This is a genomic window from Nitrosococcus oceani ATCC 19707, from assembly GCF_000012805.1.
Lineage (GTDB): Bacteria > Pseudomonadota > Gammaproteobacteria > Nitrosococcales > Nitrosococcaceae > Nitrosococcus > Nitrosococcus oceani.
Genome location: NC_007484.1, coordinates 3,154,649 through 3,179,925, shown reverse-complemented (window position 1 = coordinate 3,179,925; position 25,277 = coordinate 3,154,649). Strand labels below are relative to the sequence as shown.

The 25,277-nt window shown below is 49.3% G+C and carries 28 protein-coding genes; 12 read left to right on the top strand and 16 right to left on the bottom strand.

The window, feature by feature from the left end; translation table 11 throughout:
* Positions 1–67: 67 nt before the first annotated feature.
* Both pyk and fba read left to right on the top strand, forming a co-directional pair.
* The gene (gene pyk, locus NOC_RS14875) at positions 68–1,519 is read left to right on the top strand and encodes a pyruvate kinase (protein ID WP_002813851.1); all 1,452 of its coding nucleotides are present in this window, start codon (positions 68–70) and stop codon (positions 1,517–1,519) included.
* 152 nt (positions 1,520–1,671) lie between these two features.
* The gene (gene fba, locus NOC_RS14870; RefSeq protein WP_002813247.1) at positions 1,672–2,736 is read left to right on the top strand and encodes a class II fructose-bisphosphate aldolase; all 1,065 of its coding nucleotides are present in this window, start codon (positions 1,672–1,674) and stop codon (positions 2,734–2,736) included.
* Positions 2,737–2,844: 108 nt separating this feature from the next.
* On the opposite strand, the gene NOC_RS14865 is transcribed toward fba, so the two are convergent.
* On the bottom strand, positions 2,845–3,999 hold the full coding sequence (locus NOC_RS14865; RefSeq protein ID WP_002813172.1) for an MFS transporter: 1,155 nt from the start codon (positions 3,997–3,999) through the stop codon (positions 2,845–2,847).
* 196 nt (positions 4,000–4,195) lie between these two features.
* Between NOC_RS14865 and mdh the strand changes: the two genes are divergently transcribed.
* Positions 4,196–5,131, top strand: a complete 936-nt coding sequence (gene mdh, locus NOC_RS14860; RefSeq protein ID WP_002813873.1) for a malate dehydrogenase — start codon at positions 4,196–4,198, stop codon at positions 5,129–5,131.
* A 193-nt stretch (positions 5,132–5,324) separates the two neighbouring features.
* Here the strand turns inward: mdh and mgtE are convergent, their stop codons facing one another.
* The 15 genes from mgtE to NOC_RS14785 all read right to left on the bottom strand — a co-directional run bounded on the left by mgtE (position 5,325) and on the right by NOC_RS14785 (position 17,703).
* Positions 5,325–6,683 (bottom strand): magnesium transporter, encoded by a 1,359-nt coding sequence (gene mgtE / locus NOC_RS14855; RefSeq protein WP_002813437.1) that lies wholly within the window; start codon positions 6,681–6,683, stop codon positions 5,325–5,327.
* A gap of 170 nt (positions 6,684–6,853) precedes the next feature.
* Positions 6,854–8,602: a phosphoenolpyruvate--protein phosphotransferase gene (ptsP, locus tag NOC_RS14850; RefSeq protein ID WP_002812866.1), complete on the bottom strand. Its 1,749-nt coding sequence runs from the start codon at positions 8,600–8,602 to the stop codon at positions 6,854–6,856.
* 53 nt (positions 8,603–8,655) lie between these two features.
* Positions 8,656–8,925: an HPr family phosphocarrier protein gene (locus NOC_RS14845; RefSeq protein ID WP_002812792.1), complete on the bottom strand. Its 270-nt coding sequence runs from the start codon at positions 8,923–8,925 to the stop codon at positions 8,656–8,658.
* Positions 8,922–9,329 carry a PTS sugar transporter subunit IIA gene (locus NOC_RS14840; protein ID WP_002813605.1) on the bottom strand — a complete coding sequence of 136 codons (408 nt, stop codon included), beginning with the start codon at positions 9,327–9,329 and terminating at the stop codon, positions 8,922–8,924. The genes NOC_RS14845 and NOC_RS14840 overlap by 4 nt, the downstream gene beginning before the upstream one ends.
* Positions 9,326–10,171: an RNase adapter RapZ gene (gene rapZ, locus NOC_RS14835; RefSeq protein ID WP_002813847.1), complete on the bottom strand. Its 846-nt coding sequence runs from the start codon at positions 10,169–10,171 to the stop codon at positions 9,326–9,328. The genes NOC_RS14840 and rapZ overlap by 4 nt, the downstream gene beginning before the upstream one ends.
* A gap of 58 nt (positions 10,172–10,229) precedes the next feature.
* A complete protein-coding gene (locus NOC_RS14830) occupies positions 10,230–10,748 on the bottom strand; it encodes an HPr kinase/phosphorylase-related protein (protein WP_244859984.1) in 519 nt (172 codons plus the stop codon).
* A 35-nt stretch (positions 10,749–10,783) separates the two neighbouring features.
* On the bottom strand, positions 10,784–11,269 hold the full coding sequence (locus tag NOC_RS14825; RefSeq protein ID WP_002813782.1) for a PTS sugar transporter subunit IIA: 486 nt from the start codon (positions 11,267–11,269) through the stop codon (positions 10,784–10,786).
* Positions 11,270–11,282: 13 nt separating this feature from the next.
* Positions 11,283–11,609: a ribosome hibernation-promoting factor, HPF/YfiA family gene (hpf, locus tag NOC_RS14820; RefSeq protein WP_002812346.1), complete on the bottom strand. Its 327-nt coding sequence runs from the start codon at positions 11,607–11,609 to the stop codon at positions 11,283–11,285.
* Positions 11,610–11,638: 29 nt separating this feature from the next.
* The gene (locus NOC_RS14815) at positions 11,639–13,087 is read right to left on the bottom strand and encodes an RNA polymerase factor sigma-54 (protein WP_011331066.1); all 1,449 of its coding nucleotides are present in this window, start codon (positions 13,085–13,087) and stop codon (positions 11,639–11,641) included.
* A gap of 66 nt (positions 13,088–13,153) precedes the next feature.
* Positions 13,154–13,879 carry an LPS export ABC transporter ATP-binding protein gene (gene lptB, locus NOC_RS14810; protein ID WP_002812318.1) on the bottom strand — a complete coding sequence of 242 codons (726 nt, stop codon included), beginning with the start codon at positions 13,877–13,879 and terminating at the stop codon, positions 13,154–13,156.
* Positions 13,876–14,703, bottom strand: a complete 828-nt coding sequence (lptA, locus tag NOC_RS14805; protein WP_002813218.1) for a lipopolysaccharide transport periplasmic protein LptA — start codon at positions 14,701–14,703, stop codon at positions 13,876–13,878. The genes lptB and lptA overlap by 4 nt, the downstream gene beginning before the upstream one ends.
* Positions 14,681–15,220 carry an LPS export ABC transporter periplasmic protein LptC gene (gene lptC / locus NOC_RS14800; RefSeq protein WP_231561848.1) on the bottom strand — a complete coding sequence of 180 codons (540 nt, stop codon included), beginning with the start codon at positions 15,218–15,220 and terminating at the stop codon, positions 14,681–14,683. Before lptC ends, lptA begins: the two co-directional genes overlap by 23 nt.
* 31 nt (positions 15,221–15,251) lie before the next feature.
* Positions 15,252–15,773: a 3-deoxy-manno-octulosonate-8-phosphatase KdsC gene (gene kdsC / locus NOC_RS14795; RefSeq protein ID WP_002814252.1), complete on the bottom strand. Its 522-nt coding sequence runs from the start codon at positions 15,771–15,773 to the stop codon at positions 15,252–15,254.
* A 20-nt stretch (positions 15,774–15,793) separates the two neighbouring features.
* A complete protein-coding gene (locus NOC_RS14790) occupies positions 15,794–16,786 on the bottom strand; it encodes a KpsF/GutQ family sugar-phosphate isomerase (RefSeq protein ID WP_011331064.1) in 993 nt (330 codons plus the stop codon).
* Between the two features lie 101 nt (positions 16,787–16,887).
* Positions 16,888–17,703, bottom strand: coding sequence for an MlaA family lipoprotein (locus tag NOC_RS14785; protein ID WP_011331063.1), 816 nt, complete (start codon positions 17,701–17,703; stop codon positions 16,888–16,890).
* 437 nt (positions 17,704–18,140) lie between these two features.
* On the opposite strand from NOC_RS14785, the gene NOC_RS14780 reads away from it, so the two are divergent.
* From NOC_RS14780 to hisD, 9 genes are all read left to right on the top strand, one after another.
* Positions 18,141–19,025 (top strand): ABC transporter ATP-binding protein, encoded by an 885-nt coding sequence (locus NOC_RS14780; RefSeq protein WP_002813237.1) that lies wholly within the window; start codon positions 18,141–18,143, stop codon positions 19,023–19,025.
* Positions 19,022–19,804 (top strand): lipid asymmetry maintenance ABC transporter permease subunit MlaE, encoded by a 783-nt coding sequence (mlaE, locus tag NOC_RS14775; RefSeq protein ID WP_002812380.1) that lies wholly within the window; start codon positions 19,022–19,024, stop codon positions 19,802–19,804. The genes NOC_RS14780 and mlaE overlap by 4 nt, the downstream gene beginning before the upstream one ends.
* Positions 19,805–19,806: 2 nt before the next feature.
* Entirely contained in the window at positions 19,807–20,274 is a 468-nt protein-coding gene (mlaD, locus tag NOC_RS14770) for an outer membrane lipid asymmetry maintenance protein MlaD (RefSeq protein WP_011331062.1), read from the top strand.
* Positions 20,275–20,337: 63 nt separating this feature from the next.
* The gene (locus tag NOC_RS14765; protein WP_002813161.1) at positions 20,338–20,709 is read left to right on the top strand and encodes an STAS domain-containing protein; all 372 of its coding nucleotides are present in this window, start codon (positions 20,338–20,340) and stop codon (positions 20,707–20,709) included.
* Between the two features lie 124 nt (positions 20,710–20,833).
* The gene (locus NOC_RS14760; RefSeq protein ID WP_002812876.1) at positions 20,834–21,478 is read left to right on the top strand and encodes an MlaC/ttg2D family ABC transporter substrate-binding protein; all 645 of its coding nucleotides are present in this window, start codon (positions 20,834–20,836) and stop codon (positions 21,476–21,478) included.
* A gap of 97 nt (positions 21,479–21,575) precedes the next feature.
* Positions 21,576–21,803, top strand: coding sequence for a BolA family protein (locus NOC_RS14755; RefSeq protein WP_002813217.1), 228 nt, complete (start codon positions 21,576–21,578; stop codon positions 21,801–21,803).
* A gap of 66 nt (positions 21,804–21,869) precedes the next feature.
* Positions 21,870–23,165: a UDP-N-acetylglucosamine 1-carboxyvinyltransferase gene (gene murA, locus NOC_RS14750; RefSeq protein ID WP_002813654.1), complete on the top strand. Its 1,296-nt coding sequence runs from the start codon at positions 21,870–21,872 to the stop codon at positions 23,163–23,165.
* The gene (hisG, locus tag NOC_RS14745) at positions 23,158–23,799 is read left to right on the top strand and encodes an ATP phosphoribosyltransferase (protein ID WP_002814176.1); all 642 of its coding nucleotides are present in this window, start codon (positions 23,158–23,160) and stop codon (positions 23,797–23,799) included. The genes murA and hisG overlap by 8 nt, the downstream gene beginning before the upstream one ends.
* Complete coding sequence (gene hisD / locus NOC_RS14740; protein WP_002812729.1) at positions 23,792–25,093, top strand: histidinol dehydrogenase; 1,302 nt, start codon at positions 23,792–23,794, stop codon at positions 25,091–25,093. Before hisG ends, hisD begins: the two co-directional genes overlap by 8 nt.
* The last annotated feature ends 184 nt before the right edge of the window (positions 25,094–25,277 follow it).

Genomic DNA, 25,277 nt, shown 5'->3' with positions numbered 1-25,277 from the left:
TTATTTTTAGCACCCTCGAGGATTTTGCTCGGTTGCGAACAATATCGGGGAGGACCTCGTAAAAGCTATGCAAAGACGAACTAAAATCGTCGCAACCCTAGGTCCAGCAACAGATGATCCGAAGATCTTAGACCAGATTATCGAAGCTGGAGTGGATGTGGTACGTTTGAATTTTTCCCACGGCTCCCATGAATTACACCGGGAGCGGGCAGAAATTCTACGGAATCGGGCCCAAGCCTATGGGCGGCAGGTAGGCGTACTGGCCGATTTACAAGGGCCAAAAATCCGTATTGCCAAGTTCAAGGCCGGTAAAGCAAATTTGGAGGATAAGGCCCATTTTATCCTAGACGTTAGCTTGCCGGAGACTGCGGGTGATGAAAACCAAGTAGGGGTCGCCTACAAAGCGTTGGTGAATGATGTCAACCGGGGCGATACCTTGCTCCTAGACGATGGCCGGATTGTCCTGTGGGTTGAAGAGGTCATAGGCCCAAAGATCGTTTGCCGCGTAGTGATTGGCGGTGTTTTGTTAAACAACAAAGGTATTAACCGCCAAGGAGGGGGGCTTTCGGCCAAAGCGCTGACTACTAAAGATCGTCAAGATATCCGATGTGCCGCTGAGATGCAGGCCGATTATTTAGCAGTCTCTTTTCCTCGCAGTGCTGCTGATTTAAATGAGGCCCGGGAGTTATTTCACATGGCTGGCGGAAGAGGCGGAATTGTGGCGAAAATCGAGCGCGCTGAAGCCTTGGAGTCTTTGGAAGAAATGATTGCCGCCTCTGAGGCGGTTATGGTGGCACGGGGAGATCTTGGCGTTGAAATTGGAGACGCGGCTTTGCCGCCAGTGCAGAAAAACATCATTCATTTAGCGCGAAAAATGAATAGGGTTGTGATTACGGCAACCCAGATGATGGAAACGATGATTAAAAACCCCATTCCCACCCGGGCTGAAGTGTTTGATGTTGCTAATGCGGTTTTAGATGGCACGGATGCGGTGATGCTATCAGCCGAAACGGCATCAGGCGATTTTCCAGGTAAAGCGGTTGCAGCAATGGACCGGATTTGCCGTGAAGCGGAGAAGCAGTATCAAATCACCGTCTCTAGCCATCGTATTAGTACCCATTTTAGCCGGGTGGATGAGGGGATTGCGATGGCCGCCATGTATTTGGCTAATCATTCTGATATCAAGGCAATCGCAGCGCTTACCGAGTCCGGCTCTACCCCTCTATGGATGTCCCGTATCAGTTCTGCCATCCCCATTTATGCCTTGACGCGGCATGTGGAGACGCGTAGAAAGGTAACCCTATATCGCGGGGTTTGCCCGGTAAGTTTTACTATGGATTCTTCCGATCATGTACTCATCCACCGTGAAGCAATCGGTGAATTACAACGCCGAGGAGCGGTACGGGACGGAGACTGGGTCATCATTACCAAGGGTGATCTCACGGGTGTGCAGGGGGGAACTAATGCGCTGAAAGTTGTCCAGGTCGGTAATATGGTGGAACCTGGGGACACAAATTAAAAAAGTGATAGCCTTGTTCTATCGGCGGTTAAAAATTATTCAAACTATCTATAAAATAGTCTTTTAAAGAAAGATGTCTACCCTTAAAAGAATATTAATAAAAATCGTCATTTAAAATCAGATCATGTTGCTAACTGTATGAGGACAAAAATATGGCCTTAATAACATTGCGTCAATTGCTTGACTATGCCGCGGAACATAGCTTTGGTATTCCCGCCTTTAACGTCAATAATATGGAGCAGGTTCACTCAATCATGCAAGCGGCCGATGCCGTCGATAGTCCTGCGATCATGCAGGCTTCAGCAGGTGCCCGCTCTTATGCCGGCGAGCCGTTCTTACGCCATTTGATTGAGGCGGCGGTGGAGCAATATCCCCATATTCCAATTTGCATGCATCAGGATCACGGAGCGGAGCCCGCGGTTTGCCTGCGTTCCATCCAGTCTGGTTTTACTTCGGTGATGATGGATGGTTCGTTGATGGCAGATATGAAAACTCCGTCAAGTTACGAATACAATGTCAATGTAACCCGGCAGGTGGTGGATATGGCCCGCGCCGGTGGAGTTTCCGTGGAGGGCGAGTTGGGTTGTCTGGGTTCTCTGGAAACTGGTATGGCGGGCGAGGAAGATGGATCGGGCGCCGAAGGCCAGCTTAGCCACGATCAATTACTTACCAATCCCGAGGAAGCTGCGGATTTTGTTAAGAAAACGAAAGTAGATGCTTTAGCTATTGCCATTGGTACCAGCCATGGGGCCTACAAATTTACCCGCCCACCAACCGGTGATATTTTAGCCATTGGGCGGATCAAGGAAATTCACGCCCGTATTCCTGATACTCATCTGGTAATGCATGGCTCCAGCTCCGTGCCCCAGGACTGGTTGAAGATCATCCATGAGTTTGGCGGTGATATCGGTGAAACTTACGGTGTGCCTGTAAAAGAAATTCAAGAGGGAATCCGGCATGGAGTACGAAAGGTTAATGTGGATACGGATCTGCGCCTTGCAGCAACCGGTGCTATCCGCAAGAATTTAGCTGAGAATCCGAAAAACTTCGATCCCCGCAAATACCTTAAGGCATCAACGGCGGCTATGAAGGATATCTGCCAGGCCCGTTTTGAAGCTTTTGGTTGTGCCGGCCATGCTTCCAAGATTAAACCACTTTCCTTGGAAGCCATGTTCAAGCGTTATGCTAGTGGGGAACTGGACCCCAGGGTTAATTAAGTATTAATTGACCCTTATCCTTAATCCCTAAGGCATAGGGAATTTTGGATAGCAGTACTAGAGGAAAAAAGGGCGGGCTAAACTCCGCCCTTTTTTTATGCGTTCGACCTATCTTGGCGGACGGTTAATGGTGGGATAGGCGAGGCAAAAGGCGGCAATTCCAATGACGGCGGCAGCTAGATAGGCGCTGCGAGGTTCCATGGCCCATAGCTGACCACTGTAAAAACTTCCAAAGGCTCCCCCCGCACCGAAGCCAAGGCTGCTGTAAAGAGCTTGCCCCCGGCCTTGGTGAATACCAGTAAAACGGTGGTGAATCCAGTCGATGGCCGCAGCATGGAAAGAACCGAAAGTGGCGGCATGCAAGAGTTGTGCAAAGACCATCAAAGAAAATTGGGTGGGGAACAAGCCCACTAGCAGCCAACGGAGACTTGCAAGCAGCAAGCTCCCGAGCAGCATCCAGCGAACTCCTAATGTTGGCAGCAAACGATGCATGGTAAGAAATAATCCTACCTCGGCGATGACTCCTAGGGCCCATAAGTAACCAATGAGGCTACGGCTGTAACCGTACCCTTCCATATATATAGTATAGAAAGTGTAATAGGGACCATGGCTAGCTTGCATCAGGAAAGTCGCCGCGAAGAAAGTCAGAACTTCCGGTTTTTGCAACACTCCCCACAAGGAGCCGCAGTCTTTGCGAGGGAGATTTATATTACTTTCTGGCACTGTAAGGCTCATTAACCAAATACTAGTCATTAAGATCAAAATTACGGTCGGTAAAAGATCTATGCTCGTACGATCTAAGGTAGCGCCAAGCAGTGCCACGCTGAGGATAAAGCCCACCGAACCCCAGAGGCGAATCCGGCTGTAGTGGTGGGTTTTCTTTCCAAGATGAGTTAGGGTAGTGACTTCAACTTGGGCTAAAGTTCCATTCCAGAAGAAACTAAAGATCACCATTATCCCTGCTAGAGTCCAGTAATCGTGATTTAGGTACACCGCGCTGAAGGCAAGGGCAGCCAGTAAAGAGGCCATACGGACAATAATCATGCGCTTGCCGCTATGATCGGCTATATAGCCCCAGATATTAGGCGCTAAAACCCTAGTCGCCATAAGCAGGGCCATGAGTTCGCCGATTTTTTGGGGAGCAAATCCTAGAGACTGCAAGTAGAGGCCCCAATAGGGGAGCAGTGCGCCTAGGGTCGCAAAGTAGAACAAATAGAATCCGGAGAGACGCCAATAGGGGGGCGTAGGGGTTTTCGTTTGCATGAATCAGGGGAAAGTCCAGCGACTGGTGTGCCGGACTAAATAAAGGTTGGACATCATGGAAATGAAAGATCTACGCTATTTATAATGATTAGTTATTGTACCAATAACAAAAGCAGATCGGCATTTACTCGGACAGGAGCCTGTCCAAGGACTAGAATTTGATCTAATTTAATTAGCCGAAATGGAGGAATAGATCATGGCGATAAAAAAAATCACCATTGTGGGCGCGGGTCGGGTAGGTGAAGCAACGGCTCAGTTCCTTGTCAAAAATGAGCTTTGCCGAGAATTGGTGCTACTCGATGCGCAGGAGGGAGTTGCTCAAGGGGCTGCCTTGGATATTCAGCAATCAGCGCCTTTATTTGATTTTGATGCTCGGGTAACGGGCTCGACCAACTATGAATTAATTGCAGACTCGGATTTAGTCGTCATTACGGCGGGTAAGCCGAGAAAACCGGGGATGTCCCGTTCTGATGTTTTGGATTCTAATCTTCCCATTATTACCGACATCATGAATAACGTGATGCGTTTTGCCCCTCAATCTTTAGTGATGATTGTGACTAATCCCGTGGATGTGCTGACCTATCATGCCTGGCGTCACTGTGGTTGGGATCGAGCACGGGTATTTGGCCAAGCAGGTGTATTGGATTCGGCACGAATGGCTAGTTTTATTGCCGGCGAGACGGGTTTATCAGTTAAAGACATTTCGGCGATGGTACTAGGCGGGCATGGGGATACGATGTTGCCGCTTATTCGCTATACAACTATCAGCGGAATACCCTTGACCCATTTTCTTGACCAACAGGTCATTGAAAAAATTATTGAGCGAACTCGCCATGGAGGCTTTGAAATTCTCCGTTTGCGGCAGACCAGCAGCGCCTACGATGCACCAGCAGCAGCTATTGCGGGGATGGTCGATGCAATTCGCCATAACCGCAAGCGTATCCTGCCCTGTGTGGCGATCTTGCAAGGCGAGTATGGTGAAAATGAAGTGGCGATGGGCGTTCCCAGTGTCCTGGGGGGGGACGGTTTAGAGCGTATCGTAGAATTGCCCCTGACCGAAGAAGAACAAGAGCAATTTAAGCACTCGGTAGAGGCTATTCGGACTGATCTTGCGCATCTTGCAAGGGCTTGAGGAGGGAATAGGGGCTTGGATGGCGCCTTCTTTTTCTCATGGGCAACATTGATCCTTTAACTTTCCTGGCCTGAATGGCGCCATGGGTTCCGTACCGCCTTCAGGCTAGGAAAGGGGGGTAGAAGGCCCGCAAATAGGCGAAGGCCGGGGGGCTTTCTAGCGCTATCATTACCCTCGATTAGACTGTTCTTAATCAAACCAAATAGAGCGTCGCAAACCCTAGAAAGGCCATAAACCCTACCACATCGGTGATGGTAGTGAGCAGCACACCACCGGCTAAGGCTGGATCAGCTCCTATCCGCCGTAAAAAAATTGGGATAACAACCCCTGAAAGGGCAGCAAAAATTAGATTGATAATGATGGCGGCCCCAATCAAAATACCTAACCCAATTCCTTTAAACCAGATGGCAGAGACTACTCCTATTACCACCGCCCAAAGGAGCCCATTAAGGGCGCCCAAGGCTAATTCTTTACCTAAAAGCCAGCGGGTATTGCTTTGATTAAGATAGCCAAGGGCAGTGGCGCGGATGATCAAGGTGAGCGTTTGACTGCCTGCAATGCCTCCCATGCTGGCCACGATAGGCATTAGTACCGCCAGGGCCACTTGCTTCTGAATTGTTGCCTCAAACAGTCCAATGACCCAGGCTGCAAGGAAAGCAGTCATCAGGTTAATCCCCAACCAGAGGGAACGCTGCCGTAGACTAATTAATACTGGGGCAAAGGTATCCTCATCCTCGGCAAGCCCGGCCATATTCATCAAGGAGCGATCTGCCTCGTCTCGAATCACGTCAACCACGTCATCAATGGTGATCCGGCCTAGTAATTTCCCCTCCTCATCTACAACAGGAGCTGAAATTAAATCCCTTTTTTCGAAGCGTTGGGCGACCTCAACGGTAGGCAACGAGGCAGGAATACTTTCTACGCCATGGGACATGACTTCCGTTACTGTCAGCTCCCATTTTCGCGTTAGCAGAGTGGTAAGTCGTAATATTCCCTGGTATTTATCTTCCCGGTCCACGACGAACAAACTGTCCGTGGTGTCTGGAAGTGTTCCTAGGAGGCGCAGGTAGCGATGAACAACGTCTAGGGTGACATCAGCGCGAACGGTGATGGTGTCGGTGTTCATGAGACCACCGGCGGTATCTTCCGGATAGGAAAGCACGGTCTCCAAGCGGCGCCGATTCTGAGCATCCATGGTATGTAAAATCTGCTCGATCGCGGCTTCGGGCAGCTCCCGGAGAATGTTAGCCAAATCGTCGGGGTCCAAGTTCTCCGTCAGCGAAGCCAGATCTTCTACCGCAATATTGTCCATGAGATCGGAACGCACCTCGTCGCCAACATAGCTTAAAACTACGCCTTGATGCTCGGTGCCCACGAGCCGCCAGGCTAAAAGCCGGGTTGAAGGTGGCAATGACTCTAATAAATGAGCCACTTCAGCAGGATGCAAGCTGCTGAGCAGGCGCCGTAGGCGCACCATGCGACCGCTCTCAAGTGCCGCCGCCAGGGCGTTTAAATACTCATTCCCCCTTTCCGGGGAGGTGGGTTGCAGCATGAATAACTCCTCGTATTGAATTAATGAGGATAGAGAAAACTGGTTTGAAGTACTTTGTATTCTACCGAGGGAAGGGAGGAGCTGGACACTGTTGTAGCTTAAGCAGAGCAAAAATTTGGAGGAGTCAGTTCGATGGATTGGAAGAGAGAAATTCTTAATTTCAAGAAAAATTAATGGGGTAGACCTTCATTAATTTGTTCTAATAGCGCTTGCATTTCCGAAAGATCGCAGCACTCTAAAATCTGCTGAGCTAATCCCGTTAGCTTTCGCTGATCGCTTTCGGTGATCACCTGTTTGACTTCTAGTAGGGAAGCGGGGTGCATACTAAAATCCCGCAGCCCCAACGCCAACAGCAGCCGAGTATAGTGAATATCTCCCGCCATTTCCCCACACATGGCGACTGCCGTGCCTGTTTTCTCTCCGGCAGCGATAGTGCGATGAATGAGATGTAAGACTGCTGGGTGTAAGGGACTATAGAGGTAGTTCACCTCATCATCAATACGGTCAATAGCAAGTGTATATTGAGTGAGATCATTGGTGCCAATGGAAAGGAAATCCAGATGGCGAGCAAAAACCTCAGCACAGATAGCCGTAGCGGGAACTTCAATCATAGCACCCACCGGCAAGGCGGGGTCGTATTTCAGTCCTTGGCGTTTCAGTTCCCGTTTGCAGTCCTCTAACAATGCCATAACCTGGGTTAGTTCCTGGAGGGTGCAGATCATCGGCAATAGCAACCGCACGGGACCTCGTGCCGAGGCTCGGAGAATGGCCCGTAACTGAGGGCGAAATAGCCCCGGTTTTCGTAGGCATAGGCGAATAGCACGTAGTCCTAAGGCGGGGTTAGTGGCAACTGAGGCATTGCTATAGCTTCCGTCTACCGTCTTGTCAGCACCAAGATCGACCGTGCGAATGGTTACCGGAGCACCCCCCAGGGCTTCCACCACCCGCGTGTAGGCTTTTAGCTGCTCCTCTTCGTCGGGAGGGGCGGTACGATTCATGTATAAAAATTCAGTGCGATAGAGGCCGATTCCTTCGGCGCCAGAATCGGTTACGAGAGGTAAATCTTCCGGTAATTCAATGTTAGCCTCCAGTGTAATGAGTTGTCCTTCAAGGGTAACCGCAGGCCGACCCCGGAATGCTGCTAGAGCCGCCAGCCGGCGTTGTTGATCGGCCCGCCTCTCCTGAAATTTCTTAATAAGAGGATCATCGACTCCTGCAAGCAAGATTCCTTGTCCACCATCAATAATGAGTAATTCATCATCCTGGACATAGCGGCGAGCCCCGCGCAGGCCAACGATAGCAGGAATACCCAGGCTGCGGGCAAGAATACTGGTATGGGAATTAGCGCCGCCATGCTCGGTTGCAAATCCACCCACTTGTTGCTGCTGCATCAAGACAATATCTGCCGGGGTTAAGTCGTCGGCAAGTAAGATATATCCTTTAAGGCGGCTACCAAGGGCTTCATGGTAGGGGCTCTCCTGATTAGTAAGTGTGCGTAGAATACGATTAACAACGTGGTCTACATCATTTTTGCGAGTGCGAAGATAAGAGTCGTCCATTTCATCAAAAACGCTAACTAGAGCGTCACGCTGTAGTTTGAGCGCCCATTCAGCATTGCAGTGCCGGGTCTGTATAAGCTCCACGGGCACGCTAACTAGTGCCTTGTCTTCGAGCATTAGCAGGTGGGTGTTGATAAAAGCGGCTATATCCGTTGAAATATTATCGGGAATTTGCTCTTGAATAGACTGTAGTTGCGCCTTAGCGGTAATGAGCGCCGCTTGGTACCGTTGAACTTCACTTTCGATGAGATTCGATGGCAGGATGTACTCATTGACCTCGGGTTGATCGCGGGAAAGCATGTGGACTTTACCGATAGCAACGCCTCGGGAGACGCCGATCCCGTGCAGCTCAAGGGTCATCGCAGGATCCTAAGGGAATGCTTTCCCCCCTAATAAGGGGATGGAATTTATGATTATTCATGCTCTCCAAATCGCTTATTGACCAGCGCTTGCAGCTGTTCAAGTGCTTCCTTTTCATCGGGCCCCGAGACGACAATGGACAGGCGTGTTCCCTGGGATGCAGCTAGCATCATTACCCCCATGATGCTTTTTCCATTAACCTCCTTTGTCCCCTTCCGAACACATATCTCGCTTTTAAAGCGTGATGCTAGCGTGACGAATTTAGCTGCGGCACGGGCATGCAGCCCCAGTTTATTAATAATAGTCACCTCACTTTGTGTCATTCTGTGCCCTCATTTGTGGTAAGGCAGGTGTAAACTCCTTCACGCCCGCCGCTTATTGCTTTTTCTGCTAGCTTAGTGAGGCTTAAAAATGGGTAATTCAGTACCCGTATCAGCATCGGTAAGTTCAGACCTGTAACGACCCGTACCTGCTGCTCATCCGCTGCGTAGCAGGCGATGTTGCTGGGGGTGGAACCATACATATCGGTGAGTATTAAAACCCCCTGGCCCGTGTTTAAGCAGTTTATCATCTCTTTTGTTTGTTGCCGTAAGGCATCAGGGTGAGAAGCGCGGGTAACTCGGAGTATTTTGAGCTGGAGGGGACAGCTTCCCAGCATGTCATTGGTCGTATCTAATAGGGATGAGCCAATATTGCCGTGAGTGATGATTAGCACGCCAACAGTCATGATAATTCCCGGTGGCGGCAAAGTACTCGAGCATGCAGAGAGTGGAAATGGGCTTTGAGCTGCTCGGCTAAATAAACTGAACGATGCTGCCCCCCTGTACATCCGATAGCAACAGTCAAGTAACTGCGATTGGTGTTTTGAAACCGTTGCAGCCAATGTTGCAGGAAGGTAATCAAGTCCTGCTGCATTTGGGTGACTGTCTCATGACGCTTGAGGTAGGCAATTACTTCTGAGTCACGACCACTTAAGGGACGTAAATGGGGTTCCCAATGGGGGTTGGGAAGGCAGCGAACATCAAACACAAAATCAGCGTCGAGGGGAACCCCATGTTTATAGCCAAAAGATTGGAACAATAGGGACATCCCTGGACGCGCATCATCGCCGATTCGTTCGCTAATTAAGTCTCGGAGCTGATGTATCGTGGTACAGGTGGTGTCGATCCTGAGATCGGCCTTTTCAGCAATGGTCCCTAATAGAGCCCGCTCACAGTGGATTGCCTCGGCTAGGGGAATATGGCTTAATGGATGTTTGCGACGGGTTTCGCTAAAGCGTTTAAGAAGTGTCGTATCACTGGCATCAAGAAAAATGATATGACAGTGGACTCCAGCTCTTTCTATTTCCTCTAGGATCTGCGGAAACTGTCGTAATTCTTGGGGGAGATTGCGGGCATCAATACCGATAGCGGCACGGAGTTGACGAGCGTCCCGCTGCATTCTTTTGGCAAAAGTGGGAAGAAGGTAGATAGGCAGGTTATCAATGCAATAGTAATCCCGATCTTCTAAGGCATGGAGGGCGATGCTTTTGCCTGATCCCGATACACCACTGATAATATGCAATTTCATGAGTATTTTGCCAGTCCTCTTGCATTAAATGATCAGGCTCCCAAGGCACTCCTTACTTTTACCTGGGTGAGAGGGGGTTAAGCAGCTCCTGTTGCCGCTGCTGTAGCTCAAGTAATGCATCGTAACCTTTAATCCGTAACTGATGATCTTGGACTGCCGTTTCTATCACCGTGGCTGGCTGCATAGTGTCCATTAGGGGCAGGGTGATCTCAGGTACCTTCACGTTTAACTGCTCCCATTGGCCTAGGTTGCGGGTGAGGGGCTCGATGGGTTTGCTAGGGATAAGATGGATGACGAGATCAAGAAGGTGCTGCGCGGCAATGGTTTGATCGCCATAGATAGCACGAATATTGATGGCGCCTAAGCCAGGTACAGCAAGAAAATCTTGCAATAGGTGGGGGCAACTACCCACTAATCGGGCTGCCGCCGTGCGCTGAAAGAGGGGAGCATCGTCTGCTATTAAACGATGCCCCCGTCTGATTAATTCTAACGCTAGGCTGCTTTTACCAACACTGTTTTCCCCCGTTAATAGAACGCCGCAGTCAAATATTACGAGCAGTACGCCATGGCTTGTCATTTTGTTTTCATTAGGGTCGCTCACGCCCTGCAATCTCACTTTGTAGCAACATTCGAGGGGGCGAAGTTCCGTTCCCATTCTCTCAGAGTTTCCAGGAGAACATTTGGGTCTTTAGCTTCTCGCAGATATGCGCATAGCTCCGGATCACGAAACATTTCTGCTAGCCGGGCGAGCAATTGCACATGGATTTGTGTTGACTCTTCAGGTACCAACAGAGCACAGAATATATCTACCGGTTGTTCATCCACGGCATCGAAATCAATTCCCTGGTCTAAGCAGATCAAAGCCGCTAAAGTGTGTTGATTACCTTTCATGCGGGCATGGGGGATGGCGATTCCATGTCCTAGACCTGTGCTGCCAAGACGTTCCCTAGCAAGCAGGCAGTCGAAGATATCCGTTGCATTCAGGTTATCCGCGCCTCGGGCGAGCAGTTCACTGAGCCGTTCTAGAACCCGTTTTTTGCTGCTAGCAAGGGTGCCGACGGCAACTTGATCGGAGCCAAGGAGCTTGGTAATTTGCATAACCTTGGTTTGCCTATCCTTGTTGCTGTTTTTTCATTATTCCCTCGCTACGGCGATGGTCGGTTAGCTTTTCCCGGTGCTTTTTTATTTGCCGATCTAGTTTGTCGGTCAGATCATCTATGGCTGCATACATATCTTCGTCCTCAGCAGAAGCGACCACATTGGCACCACTAAGATGCAGGGTTGCCTCCGCTTTCTGCCTCATTTTTTCAACACTGAGGACTATATGAAGATGAATCAATTGGTCAAAGTGACGTTCTAAACGCTCGCACTTATTTTCTATATAGCTGCGTAGCGCTTGCGTAATTTCAATGCGGTTGCCAGTGATATTTACTTGCATGGGCTGCTCCCTATTTTGTTTGCCGTTATCTAGATCAAGCGTTTTCGCTCGTTGGAAGGGGGTATGCTTAGATTTTCCCGATATTTGGCAATAGTACGCCGCGCCACTTTAATGCCTTGTTCGGCCAAGATTTGGGCGATTTTACTATCGCTTAGAGGTTGGCGAGGTTTTTCCGCGGCTATTAATTTCTTGATAAGAGCACGGATGGCCGTTGCGGAACATTCTCCTCCACTACTGGTAGCCACATGGCTGGAAAAAAAGTATTTTAGTTCATATATTCCCCGTGGAGTATGCATGTATTTGTTAGTGGTGACTCGAGAAATCGTGGATTCATGCATGGAGACTGCTTCTGCAATATCGTGTAACACTAAAGGACGCATGGCTTCTTCGCCGTGTTCCAAGAAACCCTGCTGTCGCTCAACAATACAACAGGTGACTTTAAGTAAGGTTTCATTGCGGCTATGCAGGCTTTTAAGAAACCAGCGGGCCTCTTGGAGTTGGTTTTTGAGATAACTATTAGCGAGACTATCGTCGGCTCGTTTGATAAGACTAGCATACTGGCTATTGACCCGTAAGCGTGGGGCGGTATCGGGGTTAAGTTCGACTTGCCAACAGCCTTTGTGTTTAGTGACATAGATATCAGGCACAACGTATTCGGTTTTACTCGGCTGTATTTGATGGCCTGGCCGTGGATTGAGCGATTGGATTAAATGGATAACGGCTTGTAGTTCTTGTTCTAATAGTTTCATCACCCGCATCAATTGCATATAGTCCCGTTTTCCCAGAGTTATGAGATGTTGGGACAGGAGCAGCTTGGCTTCTTTTAGCCAAGGGGTGGTGGGAGGATATTGTTTCAGTTGTAACAACAGACACTCAGCTAAGTCACGTGCGCCAACTCCAGAAGGCTCGAAGTTTTGTATCTGGTGTAATATGACTTCGATCTCATCAAGTTCTACCTCTATGTCCTTTCCTAGACTTTCTTGTATTTCTTCAAAGGTACTGCATAGATAGCCTTCTTCATTAATCGAATCGATGATAGTGGCCGCAATGACAAAATCTTTCTCGTTGGTGATAGCCAAATGCGCCTGCCATAGCAAGTGCTCTTGCAGGGTTTCTCCCCCCTTGTCTTGGTTTTCTAGATCAGGTGAAGATTCGTTTCCAGAGGCAGCCGGCAACGGTAAACTGTCATAGATATCGTTCCAGCTCGTGTCTACCGGTAATTCCTCTGGGATTGTCTCTTGCGCCAGTGAAGTAGTTAACTCACTGCCTTCAGAATCAAGGGCTTCGTTCTTTAAGCCATCGGCTTCTAAAGGCTCCTGCCCCTCTTCGTTCTGCTCAAGCAGAGGATTAGACTCTAATGCCTGCTGGATCTCGGTTTGTAGTTCCAAGGTTGAAAGTTGCAACAGACGAATAGCTTGCTGCAACTGGGGCGTCATCGTCAGTTGTTGCCCAAGGCGTAACTGAAGAGATGTTTTCATGCCTGAGATTTGCCTGCCATTATATTACAACTAATCAGATGACAAAAAACATGCCATAATTAAGGGTTAAAGATAAAAATTGTACCCCAAATACACTTCCTTTACTTGTTCATTATCAAGAATTTCCTGGGGTTTACCTTTAGCAATCACTTCACCTTCATTAACAATATAAGCATATTGGCATATTCCTAAGGTTTCCCGGACGTTGTGATCGGTAATCAAAACACCAATCCCCCGTTCTGCTAAGTGCCTGATAATACCCTGAATATCGAGTACTGAAATAGGATCAACGCCAGCAAAAGGTTCGTCTAGAAGTATAAACTGTGGTTCCACCGCCAACGCGCGGGCAATTTCAACACGCCGCCGCTCTCCGCCTGAGAGACTCATGCCCAAGGTATTTTTTATATGGGTGATATTTAGCTCGCGCAGTAACTGGCTCACAAGGCATTTACGATCCGGTTTTGTAAGATTTCGTCGAGTTTCTACAATGGCCATAATATTTTCAGCTACTGTCAGCTTGCGGAAAACCGAAGCTTCTTGGGGAAGATAACTGATCCCTAGTCGAGCACGGCGATGAATGGGATAATGCGTGATATCGCGATGGTCTAGAGAAATAAGACCCCTGTCGGCTGAAATTAAGCCAACTAGCATGTAGAAACATGTTGTTTTACCCGCGCCATTAGGACCTAAGATGCCTACGATCTGGCTGCTTGAAATCTCTAAAGAAACATCCTTGACTACCCAGCGGGATTGGTAGCACTTAGCAAGGTGATAGGCTGACAGCCTGCTCATGGGACGATGCGGTTATCTTCACGCTTGGGGGATAATCGAATAAAGTCCATATGGCTCCAGCCTTCGACTGATTCGCCCTTGACCAGAGTAGCGATATGTAACCATTTTTTTTGCCGCCCTAAGATTGCCACCTGGGTTCGAGGTGGGAGAAGCGCTACTTTAGGGTAGTCGGTGCCGGGACCGGTACGCAGCTTGAGCCAAGTCGTGGTTCTCCCATCTGTGAGTTCCTGGCGATCATTCTTTTTATTTTCCGGGGGCGAGGTAGTAGAGGTTGTATTCTCAGGAGTAGATTCGCCGGTTGATGGGCTATCATCGGCGGGATGTATCGTGACATGGATTCGTCCCACTCCTGTTTCGGAGCCTTCACCCCTCACAATATCGCGTTCCGTATCATAGACGATGCGATCACCCGTGAACTCATTGGTGCCCTGCCAAACCTGGGCTTTCTGCAACAAATGGATGGTCGCAGTATCAGCATGGTATTCCATCCGCAGTGCCTTGGCCCGGATATCCTCATTGCTATTGTCAGGCCGTTGTCGATACCAGGCGGGCTGCCCTTCGGCAACGGCCTTTTCAAGCTTTTTGTCCGGTGTGTAGTAGATAGTAAGCGTATCAGAGTCAATTCGCAGGGTTCCCTGGGTGAGATGAACATTGCCACTGTAAACAGCAACATGCTCGCGGTCATCAAGTTCCCCTCGATTAGCTTCAATATGAATGGGTTGCTCGGAATCGCTAGATAGGGCCAGGGCGGTTTCAATAATACTTAAGTTGCTGCTAATGATAAACCCAACAGCAGTTAATTTAAGGCTCAGGCGCCAGATCATAGTTCCCTCTTACCTGCGATAATAATTCTATGCGTCCATCTTTTAGATAGACTCGAGCGCCTATGGAATGGGTTTTTCCGAAGCTATTTAGCAGAGTGACCGGTTGCTGGGTTTCAGCATACTTTATTCGTGGTTTAACCCGTACATTTTGGGTTAATATCTTCATATTACTGGTTTTTGAATCGGCTCCTAATTGGCGAATAATAACTTCTCCTAGAAGATCGATTTCATCACCTTGGCTATTTGTTAATCCTCGTTCGGCCACGACTTTCCAACGGGCTGTAGCCTGTTGATAAAAAACGGCATCTGGTGCCGTAATTTCTATGGTGTCGTTATCTAGGTAGTGGGCCATATGAGTACCTGCCAGCCGGTAAAGAGGTAGGCCTTGTTGGTCCATTAACGTCGAGGTGAATTTCTCCATGAAGTAATCGGTGGTGCGCTTATTCAGATCGCTTCTGGGAATATACGCGGATTCTTCGTGCAATAACTCCCAGGCTGTCAGAGTAGCGATAAGCATTAGTGCCACCATTCCCCAAGAGCGGGTTAGTTTAATAATATTTCTCCAGCTGGGCTTTAAGCGTTCCTTGAGCCTCCATAATAAGCTCGCAGACATCCCGCGCAGCACCTTTGCCGCCAAGGTGGGGAGTAATCCAGTGGGCGTGCTGCTTGACTAGCGGATGAGCATCCTGGACTGCGATGGCGAGTCCCACTCGCCGCATAATAGCCAAGTCCACTACATCATCGCCCACATAGGCAGTCTCATGGGGTTGAAGGTTAAGTTTCTCAAGCAGATGCTCGTAGGCAGGGAGCTTAATCTTTTGGCCTTGGTACACTAAAGTAATTCCAAGATTTTCCATACGGTATTCGACTACACGGGAAGTCCGGCCCGTAATAATTCCAATTTTAACTCCTGTATGTTGCAGCATTTTCATGCCGTGACCATCGCGAGAATGAAAAACTTTGTACTCCTGACCATTATCGTCAAGATAAAGGCCACCATCGGTGAGTACGCCATCTACATCGAAAAGGGCGAGTCTTATAGCCGAGGCTTTGGCAAATACCTCATGCATGGAGCTTATCCTGTTATTTGTTACAAGACACCGGCTCGAAGCAAATCATGCATATTGAGGGCGCCAATTAAGCGTTGCTCAGTGTCTACTACGAGGAGTGCATTAATACGATGACGCTGCATTATTTGCAACGCTTCAGCGGCGAGCAGATCCGGACCTAGGGTTTTACAATTGGCGGTCATGATTTTGGCAATTGGGGTAATATGGACATCGATTCCCTGATCAAGAGCGCGACGCAAATCGCCATCGGTAAAGATTCCTACGGCGTGGTTTTGAGCATTGACCACAGCCGTCATTCCTAACCCTTTGCGAGTCATTTCTAGCAAAGCGCTGCTCAATAGCACATTTTCTGGGATAGCCGGAATTTCCTCGCCTTTATGCATGATATCGCTAATGCGAAGTAAGAGGCGGCGCCCCAGACGACCGCCCGGATGGGAACGAGCAAAATCCTCTGCAGTGAACCCCCGGCTTTCCAGCAAGGCAATGGCCAGGGCATCGCCCATGGCTAAAGTTGCTGTGCTGCTGGCCGTCGGCGCTAGTCCGAGAGGGCAGGCTTCTTTTTCGACGCTAATATCGATGTGGATGTCAGCAACCTTTCCTAGAGTTGACCGGGGCTGGCCAGTTAAGGCAATCAGTGGAACGCCTAAGCGTTTGATGAGAGGGAGAATCGTACAGATTTCTTCCGTCTCTCCAGAATTTGACAGTGCTAGTACCACATCCTTTTCGGTAATCATACCCAGATCCCCGTGGCTGGCCTCACCAGGGTGGACGAAAAAAGCTGGCGTACCCGTACTGGCAAGAGTAGCGGCAATTTTGCCGCCAATATGGCCTGATTTACCCATCCCTAATATAACGATACGGCCTTCGCATGCCAGCATGTATTTACAGGCGGCAGCAAAGTTCCCATTGATTCGCGTTCGTAGCGCTGCTATCGCATGGGCCTCAGTGTCGATAACAGCCGCTCCTAGTTGAATAAGCCGCTTATCCATATCATCATTGTATGCAACAGGCATCAAGGGAGGTTACAGTTCTTGAACGACAGCTAGGTTAACGATAATCCTAGCAGCCAAGGCTTTCCTCATCTTAAGAATCTAAAAATAAGCTTGCCTATTCCTTAATGGCCTGGAAAATAAGGAGGAAATGGGGCAGAAGGCTCTGCAGGTTCCTCAGATATCTCTTCTTCCTCATCGAATTCGAATTCCTCTTCAGGTACTTCTTCCTTAGGTATTTTGCCGTCGTGTACCAGGAATTTACGACGCTGCAGAAAGGCTTCCCGGGTATAGACATAGGGATCTAGGGCGGCTTCCTTTAGAATATCGGTCGCCTCAAGCAAATCCGCCCGGAGATCCACGGTCCGTAATCCTGCTAGCCCTAACCCTATCCCGGTATTTCCTATATAGGTGACAGGCCAGGCTAGCACATCGACTCCCAGCCCTATTCCATCTCGAATATTACTGGGCCCAAGGAGGGGTAAAACCAAATAAGGGCCAGTATTAAATCCCCAGACTCCTAGGGTTTGTCCAAAATCTTCGTCGTGTTTAACCATGCCGCCAGAAGTAGCCACATCAAACAGACCGCCAATCCCCACAGTGCTATTTGCTAGGAATCGAGCAAAATCTGTTAGTCCCTGGTGGAATTTACCTTGAAAGATGCTGTTTACGCCAACAACCAAATCATGAAGATTGCTAAAAAAATTAGTAATACTTTTGTCAACCGGGGTAGGCACGACTTTATCATAGCCCTTTGCAATGGGCTTCATGACATAGCGGTCGGCGGTATCATTAAATTTATAAATGGCGCGGTTAAAGCCTTCAAAGGGGTCATGGGAGGCATCATAGGTAGCATTAGTCGCGCAGCCAGCTGATAAGCCGAGGAGTATTCCTAGTAGCGTGAGCTTGGCCCATAGTGCCATTATAAATGTATAGTTCATAACTCCTCTCAACTTAACTTCAAATTGACTCTCTCATAATTTATTCTTGCATTTATCGTCATATTCTAGGCTTAGATTAGAAGTGTCAAGAAAAGCAATTCGAGTACCAAGCTGTGCTTTTTGTTGATTTAGAAGATTATTCACCTTATATTTTTCGCGCTTTGAGCGAATTTAATCATCGCATGCGGTGAAAGGGGGATCAACCCTTTAATAGGGGATGGCTATCGGTTCCCGTAGTGGCCCTCTTTTAAAGAGCATATTTTAAAATAGTAAGGCAATGACATTTGACTTGGGCGTGGACCTCAATGAAACTTGAGAGGCTATTAAAGGGTAAGGTCAGTAGGAAAATTATTACTAAAGCTTGGTGATGAGCGGCGAGTCTAGTAATCGTTGCGAGCTGCTATGAATAACATTGGGAATATAACCGAAATCAGGATATGAGTGCAGAACTGGATACCCCGCTAGTCAAGATCCGAGGGCTACATTTTTCCCACGGAAATCGCCCTATTTTCAAGGGGGTAGATATTGACATTCAGCGAGGTAAAGTGACCACCATTATGGGGCCCAGCGGGACAGGTAAAACCACGCTCCTACGCTTGATTGGGGGGCAACTATCTCCTGATGCAGGGACGGTGGAAGTCGATGGTCATCAGGTTTCTGCGCTATCCAGTGGGGAGCTTTATGCTTTGCGTCAACGTATAGGGATGTTGTTTCAAACAGGTGCTTTACTTACTGGTCTCTCGGTGTTTGATAATGTCGCTTTCCCATTGCGAGAGCATACTCGTTTATCCGAGGCCATGATCCATGATCTGGTGCTTATCAAGCTTCAGGCCGTGGGGCTGCGTTGTGCCCGCCAGCTCATGCCTAGCGAGCTTTCTGGGGGTATGGCCCGGCGGGTAGCATTAGCGCGGGCGGTTGCATTAGATCCTATGATGATCATGTACGATGAGCCTTTTACAGGCCAAGATCCCATCTCCATGGGTACTCTGGTACAGCTTATTCGTTTGCTCAACGATGCTCTTGGACTAACGAGTATTATTGTTTCTCATGATGTCCAGGAGGCAACTCTTATATCGGATTATATTTACATCTTATCAGGGGGACGAGTAGTGGAGCATGGCACGCCTAGCGAGATTGATCGTTCTTGTTCTGCGGCTGTTAAGCAGTTCATGCGAGGGTTGCCTGATGGGCCAGTGCCATTTCACTACCCCGGCAGGGACTACGCTGAAGACCTATTGGATATGGAGAAATCCCCCCCAACCCGTTCTCTAGGGCGTTTAAAATACCTGCTGAGGCGGCATGCCGCACCGGAGGTATTGTGATTGAGGCTCTTCTCCGCCTAGGCCGTTGGGGGCTAGGAACTTTTGAGCGTTTGGGCCGGGGCCATCTTTTTCTAGGACAGCTCTTACTCAGTATTGCTACCCTCTTACTGCGTTTTCCCTTGCTAATTACCCAAGTGTATTCAGTAGGCGTCTTAACCCTGCCTATCATTGTGGTATCAGGGGCTTTTGTTGGCATGGTCTTAGGACTTCAAGGCTATAATACGCTAGTTGATTTTGGCGCCGAGGAGTCACTGGGAGTGATTGTCTCGCTTTCTCTGGTTCGAGAGCTGGGGCCAGTGGTCAGTGCTTTGCTTTTTGCGGGGAGGGCGGGTTCTGCGCTCACTGCTGAAATTGGACTTATGAAGGCAACGGAGCAGTTGTCGGGGATGGAGATGATGGCAGTTGATCCTGTGCGCCGAATAGCTGCTCCCCGCTTTTTTGCAGGCTGTTTTTCTATGCCGCTATTGGCGGCGATCTTCAGTGCCGTGGGGGTGTTGGGAGGATATTTCGTGGGAGTAGGATTGTTGGGCGTGGATGAAGGCGCTTTTTGGTCGCAGATGCAAGCTAGTACCGATTGGAAAGAAGACGTGCTCAACGGTGTTATCAAAAGTATTGTTTTTGGAATCGTAGTTACCTGGATAGCTGTTTTTGAAGGTTACGACGCCGTCCCTACCTCTGACGGGGTTGGGCGAGCGACCACCCGCACCGTGGTTCATTCCGCTTTTGCTGTGCTGGCATTGGATTTTGTGCTCACCGCCCTAATGTTTGGAGCCGAATAGGTATGAGACAGTCTCGAACGGTAGAATTGGTTGTGGGCCTATTTGTGGCCGCTGGTTTGGTGGCATTTTTTATGCTGGCTATGCGGGTAAGTAATTTAAGCTTGGTGGCGCAAGAGAACACTTATTCCGTAGTGGCGGAATTCCAGAATATTGGAGGTCTTAAGGTGCGTTCTCCGGTGACCTTGGCTGGGGTCACTATCGGCCGGGTAGTGTCTATCCAAATAGATCCCCAAACCTATGGAGCCCAGGTGAGAATGCATATTGAAGCTCAGTATGATTATCTGCCTGAGGATACCTCGGCCAGCATCTATACTTCTGGATTGTTGGGCGAGCAATATATTGCCTTGGAGCCAGGAGGAGCCGAGGCCTATCTTAAAGAAGGCGGTGAAATCACGCTTACCCAATCCGCTCTGGTGCTTGAGGAGCTTATCGGTCAATTTCTCTATAGCAAGGCTGCTGGAGAGTCTTAGTCATGCCAGGCTGGGTTGAAATGATCCAAGGTTTATTTCTTTCTCGCTAAGTGCAAATAGTGAATGATTTTCCATATTGAACCCCAGCAGAAGGGACATTTTCGGATTGTAGGTGAATTGACCTTCAACACGGTGCCGGAAGTAGCTGAAAAGGGGCTAGCGCTGTTTAATGAAGCAGGGGCGGATTTGCGCATTGATTTACGGGAAGTTTCTCGTACTGATAGCGCCGGTCTTGCTTTGTTGATTGCTTGGCTGCGCTACGCCAAAAAGGAAAATAAAAGCCTTCAGTTTTTAAATATTCCAGCTCAGATGCTAGCGATTGCTCAGATCAGTAGCCTGGACCAAATTCTTCCTTTGGGTGAGGAACAAGCGTTGGACCAACCACCATTAGCTTTAGGCCAAGATAAAAAACTCACCTCTCCCTCGAACTCGTGATTTTTATGGGCCTATAGTCGCTGGGTATGGCAAAAGGATTGTAAACTATAGAGTTTTTCCTATGCAGAACCGGAAGTGTAAAAAGGGATTATGGAGGAGAGAGAAATTAATGTGGAGAAACGTGATGGATAAGTATCGCCAGCGGGATATAGGCTTAGCCGTATTTTTGATATTAACGATTTTTGGCTTTAGCTCCTCTTTCGTCCAGGCTGATCCACTACCTACTGCCTCAGCCCAGCAATTAGTGGAAGAAACCTCTGAACGCATGCTCCAGACCCTGCGGGAAAAAAGGGAAGAGCTAGAGGCTCATCCGGAGCAGATCTACGATTTGGTCAAAGAAATCCTTGTGCCTCATTTCGATTTTCAACGCATTTCCCGGCTAGTACTTGGAAAGCACTGGCGGCAAGCCACAGTGGAGCAGCGGCAACGTTTTGTAGACGAGTTTCGGACCTTGCTGGTTCGGACCTATTCTACAGCCTTGCTGAAATATAGTGACGAAAAGATTAATTACTTGCCATTGAGAGGACCGAAAGAGGCTGAAAAAATCCCTGTTCGCATGGAGATCGAGCAGGCTAGGGGGGGATCACCCATTTCCATGGAAGTGGATTTGTATGAAAAAGGGAAAAGCTGGAAGGTATATAATATAAAAATTGGTGGCGTAAGTTTGGTAACTAATCACCGGACTAATTTTGCTAATGAGATACGTCATGGGGGGCTTGATCAGCTCATCGATAAATTAAAGGAAAAAAATCAAAAAGCTGGCGGTTAATTTATTTAGTATCCAAGGAATTTAAACCACGGGGGTGACATGTCTAGACCGAGGGGGTATTCTCTGGCCTCATTATGACTGAATTGGAACAACCCACATGAATGCTAGCGAAATCAAACGCATGATAGAAACCGGCTTGCCCGAATCAGAAGTTGCCGTGCATAGTGAAGATGGCCATCATTTTGAGGCGCTTGTTGTGTATGAGGGTTTCAGAGGTAAGAGCTTGCTTGAGCGGCACCGCATGGTGTACGAGGCATTGGGCGACAGCTTCAAGTCTACCTTGCACGCTTTGGCTATCCGTACCCAGCTTCCTGGAGAAGGCTAGGGAAAGGGCATTTCTCCTGCCTACTGCATCCAAAGCGGGCAAGCACACCTGGGAAGCTGATATCTTATGGATAAACTTTTGATTAATGGTGGTATTTCTCTAAACGGAGAAATTCGCATCTCGGGTGCTAAGAATGCTGCCTTGCCTATACTCGCAGCAACTCTACTTGCGAGCGAACCCGTTAAAATCTGCAATATCCCTCACTTGCATGATATCACCACGACCATGGAGCTGCTTGGACGCATGGGAGCTCAGCTCATGGTGGATGAGCACCTTAATATTGAGGTAGATACACGTAATCTGAAAGAATTTTATGCCCCTTATGAGCTGGTCAAAACGATGCGCGCCTCTATCCTGGTGTTAGGACCACTATTAGCCCGCTATGGAAGAGCAGATGTATCCTTGCCCGGCGGTTGTGCTATTGGTTCCCGGCCCGTCAACCTTCATATCCATGGTTTACAGGCTATGGGAGCAACCATTACAGTGGAAGAAGGGTATATTTGCGCTCGCTCCCAGGGACGACTAAGAGGAACCCGACTGTTTATGGATCGCGTGTCGGTGACAGGAACCGAGAATTTGATGATGGCGGCCACTTTAGCTGAAGGGACGACCTTTATAGAAAATGCCGCTCGTGAGCCAGAGGTGGTGGATTTGGCGCACTGCCTTAACCAGATGGGGGCTAGAATTAGCGGCATGGGTAGCGATACGTTGGTCATTGAGGGAGTTGATTCCCTTGGTGGTGCCTCTCATACGGTGCTTCCCGATCGTATTGAGACGGGTACCTATCTAGTGGCTGGAGCCTTGACGGGTGGACGAGTGAAGCTCAAAAACACCAGCCCCGGAAGTTTGGAAGCCGTATTGTTGAAGCTAGAGGAAGCCGGTGCTGAAATCAATACGGGGAAGGATTGGATTGTTTTAGATATGAAAGGGCGCCGGCCCCGTGCAGTGGATATTCGCACCGCCCCCTATCCCGCTTTTCCTACCGATATGCAGGCTCAGTTTACTACCTTGAACATTGTCGCAGAGGGTAGTGGCACAATTACCGAAACCGTTTTTGAAAATCGATTTATGCATGTCCAGGAGCTACAGCGGATGGGAGCGGTTATTCGGCTGGAGGGTAATACTGCTTTCACCAACGGGGTGGAAACGCTGACGGGTGCTCCGGTGATGGCAACTGATCTACGTGCTTCGGCCAGCTTGGTTTTGGCAGGACTGGTCGCTAAGGGGGTCACTGCAGTGGATCGTATTTACCATGTCGACCGCGGCTATGAGTGCATTGAGGAAAAACTGCAACAATTGGGAGCCAAGATTCGCCGCGTTTCGAGCTATACTCCCGGCAAGATCTATGCTGCTTATGGTTGAACCACTCAAGCTGGCGCTATCCAAGGGGCGAATCTTTCAAGAAATACTGCCTTTGCTGGCGATTGCTGGTATCTATCCCCGCGATGATCCGAAAACTAGCCGTAAATTAGTGCTTGATACCAATCAGGCTGATCTTAAGCTAGTGATTATCCGTGCGGCCGATGTGCCTACCTATGTGGAGTATGGGGCTGCTGATTTTGGCGTAGCAGGTAAGGATGTCTTGCTGGAGCATCCGGGGAATGGGTTATATGAGCCTTTGGATTTACGGATAGCTTGCTGCCGTATGATGGTTGCCGGTGAGCCTGAGGTAACTCCCCGCTCGGGGCGCCTGCGAATTGCCACTAAATATGTACATAGTACCCGCCGTTTTTATGCCGAGCGGGGTGAGCAGGTAGAGGTAATCAAGCTGTATGGCTCCATGGAATTGGCGCCGCTAGTGGGGCTTGCCGATCGCATTGTTGATTTGGTGGATACAGGCAATACCCTTAGGGCCAATGGCTTAGCCCCGTTAGAACATATTACCGATATCAGCTCACGCTTGGTGGTCAACAAGGCTTCCATGAAGATGAGACACCAGCGTATCAAGAAATTTATTTGCCTAATGGCTGAAGCTGTGGAGAAGCAGCATGGTTGAGATGACGCGGTTAGACATTGCCCAGGGAGATTTTTGGCTCTGTCTGGAGCAGCGCTTGGCTTGGGAAGGAGTCGCGGATGAAACGGTGGTGGCTACCGTGAGGGAGATTCTCAAGGCGATCCGTTGCCGGGGGGATGAAGCCTTGCTGGAGTATACCCAACGTTTCGATGGCCTAGAAATAGCCCGTGCTCCAGAGCTTGAAATCCCAACCTCTCGTTTACAGGCGGCGTTAACAGCCATTTCCAGGGAGCAGCGGGAAGCGCTTCAGGTGGCGGCTGAGCGGATTACCACCTATCACCGCCATCAGAAGCAGGAATCTTGGAGTTATACCGAGCCGGATGGTACTTTGCTGGGTCAGCAGGTGAGGCCCTTGGACCGGGTGGGACTCTATGTACCTGGCGGTAAGGCGGCTTATCCTTCGTCCGTATTGATGAATGCCCTCCCGGCAAAGGTAGCAGGCGTTTCCGAACTGATTATGGTGGTGCCAACGCCCAAGGGTGAAATGAACGATCTCGTGCTAGGAGCAGCGGCTATTGCGGGTGTGGATCGGGTGTTTACCGTGGGTGGCGCACAGGCAGTCGCTGCCTTGGCTTTTGGCACTGAAAGCGTACCCCGGGTGGATAAAATTGTCGGTCCGGGTAATATGTATGTTGCCACTGCTAAAAGTATGGTTTTTGGCCAAGTGGGAATCGATATGATTGCCGGGCCTTCTGAGATTTTGGTACTCTGCGATGGGAAAACCGATCCGGAGTGGATTGCTATGGATTTATTCTCCCAGGCAGAGCATGATGAGGCAGCCCAGGCAATTTTACTCTCCCCCGACGGTGTTTTTTTGGATAAAGTCACGGAGGCCATGGCGCGGTTGCTACCTACTCTGGAGCGACAGGAGGTTATTGCGAATTCCCTGCGGTCCCGCGGTACCTTGATTAAGGTAGAAAATCTGGATCAGGCTTTGGAAGTTATCAACTTTATCGCTCCTGAACACTTAGAGCTTTCGGTGGAAGATCCTCAAGCGTTAGCCTCCCGAGTTCGCCATGCCGGAGCTATCTTTATGGGACGCTATACTGCTGAAGCTATCGGCGATTACTGTGCCGGTTCTAACCATGTGCTGCCCACCTCACGCACCGCTCGTTTCAGCTCGCCCTTGGGCGTGTATGACTTTCAGAAGCGCTCCAGCTTGATTCAATGCTCCCCCCAGGGTAGCCAAACTTTGGGGCGCGTGGCTTCGGTATTGGCGCGCGGCGAAGGGCTAACAGCCCATGCCCGCTCAGCAGAATACCGCTTAAAAGGGTAACTTGGAGTTTCGCCATGACTGATAACAGTTTTGTATCTATAAAACTTCATCAGCCTGGAGAATTCGCGGTTCTCAGCGGTCCTCGACGGAGGCATGACCTCGGCCTTGGGGCTTTGCCCGCTCCTCGCGCTCGATGTGCCGTTTCACTTTGCACGCTCGCTAGGGGGCCGTTCGCCCTCCATGG

Excerpts from the sequence above, each read along its gene's own strand:
- pyk (WP_002813851.1), top strand. The coding sequence starts at position 68 with ATGCAAAGACGAACTAAAATCGTCGCAACCCTAGGTCCAGCAACAGAT.
- fba (WP_002813247.1), top strand. The coding sequence starts at position 1,672 with ATGGCCTTAATAACATTGCGTCAATTGCTTGACTATGCCGCGGAACAT.
- NOC_RS14865 (WP_002813172.1), bottom strand. The coding sequence starts at position 3,999 with ATGCAAACGAAAACCCCTACGCCCCCCTATTGGCGTCTCTCCGGATTC.
- mdh (WP_002813873.1), top strand. The coding sequence starts at position 4,196 with ATGGCGATAAAAAAAATCACCATTGTGGGCGCGGGTCGGGTAGGTGAA.
- mgtE (WP_002813437.1), bottom strand. The coding sequence starts at position 6,683 with ATGCTGCAACCCACCTCCCCGGAAAGGGGGAATGAGTATTTAAACGCC.
- ptsP (WP_002812866.1), bottom strand. The coding sequence starts at position 8,602 with ATGACCCTTGAGCTGCACGGGATCGGCGTCTCCCGAGGCGTTGCTATC.
- NOC_RS14845 (WP_002812792.1), bottom strand. The coding sequence starts at position 8,925 with ATGACACAAAGTGAGGTGACTATTATTAATAAACTGGGGCTGCATGCC.
- NOC_RS14840 (WP_002813605.1), bottom strand. The coding sequence starts at position 9,329 with ATGACTGTTGGCGTGCTAATCATCACTCACGGCAATATTGGCTCATCC.
- rapZ (WP_002813847.1), bottom strand. The coding sequence starts at position 10,171 with ATGAAATTGCATATTATCAGTGGTGTATCGGGATCAGGCAAAAGCATC.
- NOC_RS14830 (WP_244859984.1), bottom strand. The coding sequence starts at position 10,748 with ATGACAAGCCATGGCGTACTGCTCGTAATATTTGACTGCGGCGTTCTA.
- NOC_RS14825 (WP_002813782.1), bottom strand. The coding sequence starts at position 11,269 with ATGCAAATTACCAAGCTCCTTGGCTCCGATCAAGTTGCCGTCGGCACC.
- hpf (WP_002812346.1), bottom strand. The coding sequence starts at position 11,609 with ATGCAAGTAAATATCACTGGCAACCGCATTGAAATTACGCAAGCGCTA.
- NOC_RS14815 (WP_011331066.1), bottom strand. The coding sequence starts at position 13,087 with ATGAAAACATCTCTTCAGTTACGCCTTGGGCAACAACTGACGATGACG.
- lptB (WP_002812318.1), bottom strand. The coding sequence starts at position 13,879 with ATGAGCAGGCTGTCAGCCTATCACCTTGCTAAGTGCTACCAATCCCGC.
- lptA (WP_002813218.1), bottom strand. The coding sequence starts at position 14,703 with ATGATCTGGCGCCTGAGCCTTAAATTAACTGCTGTTGGGTTTATCATT.
- lptC (WP_231561848.1), bottom strand. The coding sequence starts at position 15,220 with ATGCTTATCGCTACTCTGACAGCCTGGGAGTTATTGCACGAAGAATCC.
- kdsC (WP_002814252.1), bottom strand. The coding sequence starts at position 15,773 with ATGCATGAGGTATTTGCCAAAGCCTCGGCTATAAGACTCGCCCTTTTC.
- NOC_RS14790 (WP_011331064.1), bottom strand. The coding sequence starts at position 16,786 with ATGCCTGTTGCATACAATGATGATATGGATAAGCGGCTTATTCAACTA.
- NOC_RS14785 (WP_011331063.1), bottom strand. The coding sequence starts at position 17,703 with ATGAACTATACATTTATAATGGCACTATGGGCCAAGCTCACGCTACTA.
- NOC_RS14780 (WP_002813237.1), top strand. The coding sequence starts at position 18,141 with ATGAGTGCAGAACTGGATACCCCGCTAGTCAAGATCCGAGGGCTACAT.
- mlaD (WP_011331062.1), top strand. The coding sequence starts at position 19,807 with ATGAGACAGTCTCGAACGGTAGAATTGGTTGTGGGCCTATTTGTGGCC.
- NOC_RS14765 (WP_002813161.1), top strand. The coding sequence starts at position 20,338 with ATGATTTTCCATATTGAACCCCAGCAGAAGGGACATTTTCGGATTGTA.
- NOC_RS14760 (WP_002812876.1), top strand. The coding sequence starts at position 20,834 with ATGGATAAGTATCGCCAGCGGGATATAGGCTTAGCCGTATTTTTGATA.
- NOC_RS14755 (WP_002813217.1), top strand. The coding sequence starts at position 21,576 with ATGAATGCTAGCGAAATCAAACGCATGATAGAAACCGGCTTGCCCGAA.
- murA (WP_002813654.1), top strand. The coding sequence starts at position 21,870 with ATGGATAAACTTTTGATTAATGGTGGTATTTCTCTAAACGGAGAAATT.
- hisG (WP_002814176.1), top strand. The coding sequence starts at position 23,158 with ATGGTTGAACCACTCAAGCTGGCGCTATCCAAGGGGCGAATCTTTCAA.
- hisD (WP_002812729.1), top strand. The coding sequence starts at position 23,792 with ATGGTTGAGATGACGCGGTTAGACATTGCCCAGGGAGATTTTTGGCTC.